At 72.5% G+C, this 6,841-nt stretch carries 13 protein-coding genes; all 13 read left to right on the top strand.

The window, feature by feature from the left end:
- On the top strand, positions 1 to 574 hold a 574-nt coding region (locus BLR95_RS14780; RefSeq protein WP_176787895.1), incomplete at its 5' end, for a baseplate J/gp47 family protein.
- The gene (locus tag BLR95_RS14775) at positions 565 to 1,170 is read left to right on the top strand and encodes a YmfQ family protein (protein WP_092621932.1); all 606 of its coding nucleotides are present in this window, start codon (positions 565 to 567) and stop codon (positions 1,168 to 1,170) included. The genes BLR95_RS14780 and BLR95_RS14775, both read left to right, overlap by 10 nt.
- Positions 1,171 to 1,173: 3 nt before the next feature.
- A complete protein-coding gene (locus tag BLR95_RS14770; RefSeq protein WP_092621930.1) occupies positions 1,174 to 1,770 on the top strand; it encodes a hypothetical protein in 597 nt (198 codons plus the stop codon).
- Positions 1,770 to 2,294 (top strand): hypothetical protein, encoded by a 525-nt coding sequence (locus BLR95_RS14765; RefSeq protein WP_092621928.1) that lies wholly within the window; start codon positions 1,770 to 1,772, stop codon positions 2,292 to 2,294. Before BLR95_RS14770 ends, BLR95_RS14765 begins: the two co-directional genes overlap by 1 nt.
- A 7-nt stretch (positions 2,295 to 2,301) precedes the next feature.
- The gene (locus tag BLR95_RS14760; RefSeq protein WP_092621926.1) at positions 2,302 to 2,922 is read left to right on the top strand and encodes a hypothetical protein; all 621 of its coding nucleotides are present in this window, start codon (positions 2,302 to 2,304) and stop codon (positions 2,920 to 2,922) included.
- Positions 2,922 to 3,245 (top strand): hypothetical protein, encoded by a 324-nt coding sequence (locus tag BLR95_RS14755; RefSeq protein ID WP_092621924.1) that lies wholly within the window; start codon positions 2,922 to 2,924, stop codon positions 3,243 to 3,245. The genes BLR95_RS14760 and BLR95_RS14755 overlap by 1 nt, the downstream gene beginning before the upstream one ends.
- Complete coding sequence (locus tag BLR95_RS14750) at positions 3,242 to 3,598, top strand: hypothetical protein (RefSeq protein WP_143131035.1); 357 nt, start codon at positions 3,242 to 3,244, stop codon at positions 3,596 to 3,598. Before BLR95_RS14755 ends, BLR95_RS14750 begins: the two co-directional genes overlap by 4 nt.
- A gap of 26 nt (positions 3,599 to 3,624) precedes the next feature.
- Positions 3,625 to 3,972: a hypothetical protein gene (locus tag BLR95_RS14745; protein WP_143131034.1), complete on the top strand. Its 348-nt coding sequence runs from the start codon at positions 3,625 to 3,627 to the stop codon at positions 3,970 to 3,972.
- Positions 3,969 to 4,769 (top strand): hypothetical protein, encoded by an 801-nt coding sequence (locus tag BLR95_RS14740; RefSeq protein ID WP_092621918.1) that lies wholly within the window; start codon positions 3,969 to 3,971, stop codon positions 4,767 to 4,769. Before BLR95_RS14745 ends, BLR95_RS14740 begins: the two co-directional genes overlap by 4 nt.
- 12 nt (positions 4,770 to 4,781) lie before the next feature.
- Positions 4,782 to 5,288 carry a hypothetical protein gene (locus BLR95_RS14735; RefSeq protein ID WP_092621916.1) on the top strand — a complete coding sequence of 169 codons (507 nt, stop codon included), beginning with the start codon at positions 4,782 to 4,784 and terminating at the stop codon, positions 5,286 to 5,288.
- Positions 5,289 to 5,292: 4 nt separating this feature from the next.
- A complete protein-coding gene (locus tag BLR95_RS14730) occupies positions 5,293 to 5,607 on the top strand; it encodes a phage fiber-tail adaptor protein (protein ID WP_092621914.1) in 315 nt (104 codons plus the stop codon).
- The gene (locus BLR95_RS14725; RefSeq protein WP_092621912.1) at positions 5,607 to 5,834 is read left to right on the top strand and encodes a hypothetical protein; all 228 of its coding nucleotides are present in this window, start codon (positions 5,607 to 5,609) and stop codon (positions 5,832 to 5,834) included. The genes BLR95_RS14730 and BLR95_RS14725 overlap by 1 nt, the downstream gene beginning before the upstream one ends.
- A 108-nt stretch (positions 5,835 to 5,942) precedes the next feature.
- Entirely contained in the window at positions 5,943 to 6,740 is a 798-nt protein-coding gene (locus BLR95_RS14720) for a DNA adenine methylase (RefSeq protein ID WP_092621910.1), read from the top strand.
- Positions 6,741 to 6,841 lie beyond the last annotated feature (101 nt).

Below are 6,841 nucleotides of genomic sequence, written 5' to 3'. Positions count from 1 at the left end.
TTCGGCCGGGCAGGTGGCCGAGGCGTTGACCGGCGGTGTGGACACCGAGTCCGACGAGGGCCTGCGCACCCGCCTGCTGGCCCGCATCCAGGCCCCGCCGCACGGCGGCAGCCGCGCCGATTACATCGCCTGGACCCGCGAGGTGATCGGGGGCGAAGCGCCGGTGTGGGTCGCGCCGGGCGAGCTGGGCCTCGGCACGGTGACGGTCCGCTTTCTGACCGTGGGCGGCGACATTCCGGACGGCCCCGCCGTGGCCGCCGTCCAGGCTCACCTGGACGCGGTGCGGCCGGTCACCGCCGAAGTCTTCGTCGTCGCCCCGGTGGCGGTGCCGCTCGATGTGGAAATCAGCGGCCTCGACCCCGACACGCCGGCGGTGCGCGCCGCCATCGAGGCCGAGATCGCCGACCTGATCCGTCGTCAGGCCGAGCCCGGCGGGACCATCCTGCTGTCCCACCTGCGCGAGGCCGTCTCCCTGGCCGCCGGCGAGCACGACCACGTGGTGGTCAGCCCGGCCGCCAACGTCACCCACGGGACCGGCGAGATCGCCGTGATGGGGGCCATAACATGGGGCTGAGCGCCGACTACCTGACCCAGCTCCAGGCCCTGCTGCCGACCGGCAGCGCCTGGCCGCGCGATCCCGGCGCCACGCTGACCCGCCTGCTGGCGGCGGCGGCCGAGGGGCTGGCCCGGCTGCACGCCCGCGCCCTGGCCCTGGTCGAGGAGGCCGATCCGCGCACCACCCTGGAGCTGCTGCCCGACTGGGAGCGGGTGTGTGGGTTGCCCGACACCTGCTCGGCCGGCCGGGCCACCACCATCGAGGAGCGCCGCGCCGCCGTGGTCGGCCGACTGACCGCCCGGGGCGGGCAGTCGGTGGCCTATTTTCAGGGCCTCGCCGAGGCCCTGGGCTACGAGATCGAATTGACCGAGTACCGGCCGTTCGTCTGTGGGCACTCCCAGGCCGGCGGCACCCATCCCATCGGCCCGCCGAGCCTGCGCCACTGGTGGTCGGTGCGGGTGCTGGGCCCTCGGGTGACGTGGTTTCGCGCCGGGCTCGGCCGGTGCGGTGTCGACCCTCTGGCCAAGATCAGCCGGGCGGGAGACCTGGAGTGCCGGCTGCACAAGCTCAAGCCGGCCCAGTCCGGCCTCATTGTCGGGTACGAAGGAGTGTAGATCGTGGATTATCAACCACCCCTCAACGGCGACACGGGCGATCCTGACCGGGGCTACGTGAACGCCAACCCGGCCCTGGGGATCGGGGGCTCGATCCCGCCGGCCGCCGCCTTCGAACACCCCCAGCGCGAGATCCTGGAGGTGATCGAGCACGCCGGCTTGGATCCCGATGGCGCTGATCTGACCCAGCTCCGCCAGGCCATCCAGCAGATGATCGCCGATGCGGTCGGCGGCGTGCCCCTGGACATCGCCTGGGTCGCCGGGTGGGGGGCGGATGGCGCGGGAGAGGACCTGGCCGTCCAGACCTACGGCGCCGTCATTCTGGCCCGCGCCGTGCTGGTGACCGGCGAGCGGCTCCACGCCGAGGTGGCGCCCACCGGCGCCGACCTGGAGGTGGACGTGCTGGTCAATGGAGCGTCGATCTACGCGATCCGACCGGTCATCGCCGCCGGCGCCTACGTGGGCACGCCGGGCACGCTGACCACCCCGGCCGGGGTGGTGCTGTCGGCCGGCGACCGACTGACCTGGCGCGTGACCCAGGTTGGCAGCATCATCGCCGGCCAGCGCCTGCGCATGACCCTCGCGGCGGAGGCGGTCTGATGCCCATCCTCAGCCCCCAGCAGGTGAGCGTGCGTCCGGTGGCGGCGGCGTTCCCTGGTTTGATCGGCGACATCACCAATCTGGGCACCGGCGAGGTGATCGCCAGCGGGGCGCCCTCCTGGCCGCCGGAGAACGCCTTCGATAACATCGTCTCCTGGGCCTCCTCCTGGTGGTCGGAACAGCCGGCCAGCGCCGACACCTACATCGGCTGGGATTGGGTCACCGCCCGGCCCCGGATCAGGCGCGCGACGTGCCGTCGAGCCTGGAACCAGTCCAACAACAGTGCGTGGCCGGCCACACTGGCCCTGGAGATCAGCGACAACCTCGCGACGTGGATCGAGATCGGCCGGATCGAGGGGCTGTCTCGGCCGCCGGCCGACTCCTACGACGCGACGCCCGTGGTGATCGACGTCGCCGAGCCAATCCCGGCGCGGGCGGCGCGGCTGCGGATGGCCGCCCTGTCGGGGAATGTTGGGTACGGCACCAACATCGTCGAGGCCGAGTTTATCGAGAATCTGGAGTGAGGTGGCTATGACGCTGTACATGCGACTGCTCTCCGGCGAGCCTCAGGGCCTCCCTCAGGGGCGGCCCTCGCAGGTGGACCTGCTCGACGGCACGGCCCGGCGGGTCGGCTGTGCGCACTGGCCGGACGACACGCTGGCCGAGCTGGCCGGCTGGCATCCGGTGGTGGCTGAGTACGACCCCCGGCTGGTGGTGGCGACCGGCGGTGGCACCTGGGACGCCGAGTCCGGTCTGGTGACGCCGGCCACGTCGCCCATCCCCGACCTGCGCGAGCGCCTGTGTGCCGAGGTGGATGCGGCGGCCGAGGCGGCCCGCAACCGGTATCTGACGCCGGGCAGTGGTCAGGCGCTGACCTACCAGCGCAAGGAGGCAGCGGCCCGCGCCTGCTTGTCCGCTCATAGCGAATCCAACCCGCCCGACCCGGCCGACTGGCCGATGCTCGCTTGCGACATCCCTTCCCAGGCCGGATCGGTTCTGGGTGCCGCGCAAACCATCATCGCCAACGCCGACGCCTGGGAGGCGGTCGCGGCGCAGATCGAGGCGATCCGGCTCGCCGCCAAAACGGCGATCCGCGCCGCCGTCACCGACGCCGAGGCCCTGGCCATCCCCGCCGGGCTGGAGTGGCCCTGATGGCGGCCGAGGTGACCAGCGGGGCCACTCCAGCCGTCGTAGGCACGGAACACACCCTGGCGACACTGAGCAACCCCGGCACGTATCAGCTGGTGGTCGACGCCTCGGCGCTGGCGGCGGGCGACGCGGTGACCCTGCGCCTGTACGGCCGGGCCGGCGCCGCCGACCCCGAGGCCCTGGCCTACGAGGCCACCTGGGCCGGCCCGGTGGCGACGCCCCTGCTGATCAGCCTGCCCGTGCTCGCCGTGGGGCACTGGCGGGCCAGCCTCGAGCAGGGCGCGGGCACCGGGCGGACGTTCCCCTGGTCGGTGAGATCAATATGAGCAATTGGCCCCAGCCAGGAGTGACCCTCGCGCTCGGAGTCGAGGTGGCGACGGGGGACACCTACGAGGGATCGCCGGTGTACTGCAAGGCGCTGGACGTCGGCGCCGGGCCGAACAACGGCAACAAGAATGTGGATCACGGGATCGAGGGCCTCAACACATTCGTCGATATGCGGGGCTGTTTCGTCAACCCGTCGACCGGCGACGTGTTCCCCATCCCGTTCAGCCATCCCTGGAATTTGGGCAACGCCGTCTACCTAGGCTACATCGGCGGCCAGATTCGGGTAGCCAGCCAAGGCAACTACTCGGACAAACAGTTCGTCGTGTTCCTGTTCTACACGAAGACAGCGTAGGAACGGCCATGTGGTACCAACATGAGATGGTTGACCCCGCCGCGAAGCGCCCTGGACACTTCTGCATCAGGCGGGTAGGCGGCCGGGACTACGAGATTGTCCGGACCGACGCGCCCGAGGCCGGCGCCGAGCCGCTCGAGGCCGCCCGGGCCGCCCAGTACGAGGCCGAGTGGCCAGCCTGGCGGGTGGATCAGATCGACCGCCGGCTGGCCGAGATCGACGGACTGAGATCGCGGCCCGGTGGGGCCATCGCCCTGGCTATGGCGGCGGGCAACCCGCCGCCGGCCGAAGACGTCGCCCGGCTCGCCGGGTTGGAGGCCGAGGCCGACACCCTGCGTATTGAGCGGGCCGCCCTTCTGGGGGCCGGGCCGTGATCCAGTCGGCCGCCAACTACTCGCTGCTCTACTACCCGGCCGGCCGCCAGCGGGTGACCGCCTCGCTCGGCCTGGCCTGGGCCGTGCGCGAGAAGGTGTCCGCCAGCCGAGCCCTGTCCTGGCCCGTCCGTGGCCGGGCGACGGCGGCCCGGACCCTCGACTGGGCGATCCGCGAGCGCACGGCCGCCAGCCGCGCCCTGACCTGGCCCGTCCGTGGCCGGGCGGTGGCGGCCCGGACCCTCGACTGGGCGATCCGCCAGCGCACGGCCGCCAGCCGCGCCATGACCTGGTCCGTCCGTGGCCGGGCGACGGCGGCCCGGACCCTCGACTGGGCGATCCGCGAACGCACGGCCGCCAGCCGCACCCTGTCCTGGCCCGTCCGTGGCCGGGCGACGGCGGCCCGGACCCTCAACTGGGCGATCCGCGAGCGCACGGCCGCCAGCCGCGCCCTGTCCTGGCCCGTCCGTGGCCGGGCGACGGCGGCCCGGACCCTCAACTGGGCGATCCGCGAGCGCACGGCCGCCAGCCGCGCCCTGGCTTGGCCCGTCCGTGGCCGGGTGGTGGTGGTCCGGACCTGGGTCTGGGCGGTGCAGGGGCCGGGTGGCGAGCCTCCGACCTTCGTCGACATCGATCCGGCGCGGATCATCCGCGTCCCCGGCCTGGCGGCCCGGGCCCGCGTGGTCAGTCAGCCGGCCCGGACTCCGGTGCCCGACGTGCCCCGCCTGGCGGCCGCGTCCGCCACCCCCTGCCGCCGCGCCACGGTGGCGGACCGCCCCCGGCGCATCGCCGTCCCATAGGAGAAGGCCATCATGCCCATCACCTCGAGCGACATCACCTGGTTGCTGTCCGGCGGTTCGGCCAACGCCGACCCGGCGGCCAGCCTGGGCGGCGAGGCCAGCGCGACCGCCGCGCCGGCCAGCCTGCTCGATCTGGTCACCGGCAGCGAGTCGGCCGCCGGCGACATCGAGTACCGCTGCATCTACCTGGAGAACGGCCACGGCTCGCTGACCCTGGAGGCCGCCGCCGTCTGGGTGGTTCGCCCGGGTGGCGTCCAGACGACCATCTCGCTGGGCCTCGATCCGGCCGGGATCGACGGCACGGCCCAGGTCGTGGCCGACGAGTCGACAGTCCCCAGTGGTGTGTCCTGGTCGGAGCCGACCGAGGGCGCGCCCCTGGCCGTGGGCGATGTCCCGGCCGGCTCGGTGGTGCCGATCTGGGTGCGGCGCACCGTGCCGGCGGGAGCGTCGGTGCTCGACGTGGACGGGGCGACCCTGCACGTCGCCGGCGATACGGCCGCAGGCGAACCGGTGGAGTAGGGCCATGCCGTTGGCCACCTACGACCTCGGCCCCGGCGACACCGACCAGGTGGCGCTCGATTGGGGGCCCAAGCTGGCCGCCCAGGGCCGCACCGAGGCCGACATCCTGGGGGCCGAGTGGGCGGTGCCCGAGGGCCTGACCCTGGCCCACACCCAGCGCGATGGGGCGGTGACGGCCGCCTGGATCACTGGCGGGGAGCTGACCGGCGTCGCGCAACAGCGCCTGCTGGTCACCTGCCGCCTGCGCCTGATCCACCCCGCCGGCGCCGGCGAGGTGGCGTGGAGCCGGTCCATCGAGATCATCCTGAAGGAGCTCTGATGGGTCCCCGGTACCGCGAAACCGAGAGCACCCACGACAACCTGGCCGAGGCCCTGGGTGCCGCCCGAGACTCTGGCGGCCGGGTCGCCGTCTGTCGCCGACGGGAGTCGGCCGACGGCCCCTGTGGCGGCGGCCCCTGTCCGTGGTGCTACTGGATCGAGGAGGCCGACGACCGCCAGCCGGAGGAACTCGCCGCCGCCATCGCCGCTCTTCCCCCGCCCGCCTGAGAGCGGGGGCCGGGGTGTTGACGCACCCCGAACCGGGCGCCGGTAACGCCCACGGCAAAGCCGCCCCGCCGCCCTCGAGGGCGGGGCAATCCTAGGACGTAGCTCAGCATGGAGTCGACTCGTTCCGTCACCCCGACCACCCCCGTCGCCCCCTACGTCGGCGGGAAGCGAGCCCTCGCGGCCAGGATCATCGAGCGCATCGAGGCCATCCCCCACGCCACATACGCCGAGCCCTTCGTCGGCATGGGCGGCGTGTTCCTGCGCCGGCGGACGGCGGCCAAGGTGGAGGTCATCAACGATGGCTCGCGCGACGTGGCCACCTTCTTCAGGGTGCTGCAGCGCCACTATCCCCAGTTCATGGACACCTTGCGGTTCCAGATCACCGCGCGGTCGGAGTTCGAGCGCCTGAAGGCGGCCGACCCCGACACCCTGACCGATCTCGAGCGCAGCGCCCGATTCCTCTACCTGCAACGCCTCTCGTATGGCGGCAAGGTGGCCTCGAGGACGTTCGGCGTCGAGGCCACCCGGCCGGCCCGCTTCAACCTCAACGCCCTGGGGCCGCGCCTCGAGGAGCTGCACGAGCGCCTGGCCGGGGTGGTGATCGAGTGCCTCCCCTTCGCGGCGTTCCTGGACCGCTACGACCGGCCGGAAACCCTGTTCTACGTGGACCCACCGTACTGGGGGACCGAGGCCTACTACGGCCGGGAGCTCTTCTCGCGGGCCGACCACACCCGCCTCGCAGCGGCCCTCAAGCAGCTGGGGGGTGGCTTTATCCTGTCGATGAACGATGTGCCCGAGGTCCGCGAGCTGTACGCCTGGGCCGACATCGAGGAGGTCCAGACCACCTACTCGGTACGCGGCCGGGGCCACAACCACCCCGCCGCCGAGCTGCTCATCTCAGGATGATCTCAAGCCCCCGTCAGGGCACCTTGAGACCCCTCTCAGAGGCGGGCTACCATGCTCCAGAACCAAGTGGCGACCACTCCAAAAGCAAGTGGCGCGCTACA

The organism is Roseospirillum parvum (assembly GCF_900100455.1).
GTDB classification, from domain to species: Bacteria; Pseudomonadota; Alphaproteobacteria; order Rhodospirillales; family Rhodospirillaceae; genus Roseospirillum; species Roseospirillum parvum.
The sequence above is the reverse complement of the archived record's forward strand: the minus strand, read 5'-3'. Positions and strand labels throughout refer to the sequence as shown.

What these genes read in the sequence shown, in the direction of transcription:
- BLR95_RS14750 (WP_143131035.1), top strand. Translation starts at nt 3,242, where the DNA reads ATGAGCAATTGGCCCCAGCCAGGAGTGACCCTCGCGCTCGGAGTCGAG.
- BLR95_RS14720 (WP_092621910.1), top strand. Translation starts at nt 5,943, where the DNA reads ATGGAGTCGACTCGTTCCGTCACCCCGACCACCCCCGTCGCCCCCTAC.
- BLR95_RS14730 (WP_092621914.1), top strand. Translation starts at nt 5,293, where the DNA reads ATGCCGTTGGCCACCTACGACCTCGGCCCCGGCGACACCGACCAGGTG.
- BLR95_RS14775 (WP_092621932.1), top strand. Translation starts at nt 565, where the DNA reads ATGGGGCTGAGCGCCGACTACCTGACCCAGCTCCAGGCCCTGCTGCCG.
- BLR95_RS14725 (WP_092621912.1), top strand. Translation starts at nt 5,607, where the DNA reads ATGGGTCCCCGGTACCGCGAAACCGAGAGCACCCACGACAACCTGGCC.
- BLR95_RS14735 (WP_092621916.1), top strand. Translation starts at nt 4,782, where the DNA reads ATGCCCATCACCTCGAGCGACATCACCTGGTTGCTGTCCGGCGGTTCG.
- BLR95_RS14755 (WP_092621924.1), top strand. Translation starts at nt 2,922, where the DNA reads ATGGCGGCCGAGGTGACCAGCGGGGCCACTCCAGCCGTCGTAGGCACG.
- BLR95_RS14765 (WP_092621928.1), top strand. Translation starts at nt 1,770, where the DNA reads ATGCCCATCCTCAGCCCCCAGCAGGTGAGCGTGCGTCCGGTGGCGGCG.
- BLR95_RS14745 (WP_143131034.1), top strand. Translation starts at nt 3,625, where the DNA reads ATGGTTGACCCCGCCGCGAAGCGCCCTGGACACTTCTGCATCAGGCGG.
- BLR95_RS14760 (WP_092621926.1), top strand. Translation starts at nt 2,302, where the DNA reads ATGACGCTGTACATGCGACTGCTCTCCGGCGAGCCTCAGGGCCTCCCT.